Here is a 335-nt window from a genome sequence, read left to right as displayed (position 1 = left end):
CCCCCCCCCGTCGACCGCCGGGGCGGCAACCCGCCCTCACGGGGAGCCCGCCCGGGTCCCCCCGGAGGCCCCCGTCCGCAACATCGCCCGCGCCGGTCTGGACAAGCTGGTCGAGGTACGGGTCGGCCCGGCCCTGGAGTCGCTGCCCAAGCTGGCCGACGAGAACCCGCCCCCGTTCGACCTGGTCTTCATCGACGCCGACAAGGCCAACAACCCGCACTACGTCGACTGGGCCGTGAAGCTCACCAGCACGGGCAGCCTGATCGTCCTCGACAACGTCGTCCGCGGCGGCCGCGTGACCGACTCCGGCAGCACGGCCTCGGACGTGGTGGGCA

Annotated in this window: 1 protein-coding gene; it reads left to right on the top strand. The window is 73.7% G+C overall.

Going from position 1 to position 335, the window contains the following annotated elements; translation table 11 throughout:
* A partial coding sequence (locus IF47_RS28440) for an O-methyltransferase (RefSeq protein ID WP_031511716.1) occupies positions 1 to 335 on the top strand: 335 nt, incomplete at both ends.

The sequence above is a fragment of the Streptomyces megasporus genome (genome assembly GCF_000718985.1).
GTDB classification, from domain to species: Bacteria; Actinomycetota; Actinomycetes; order Streptomycetales; family Streptomycetaceae; genus Streptomyces; species Streptomyces megasporus.
This window is presented reverse-complemented; position numbering and strand designations above follow the sequence as displayed.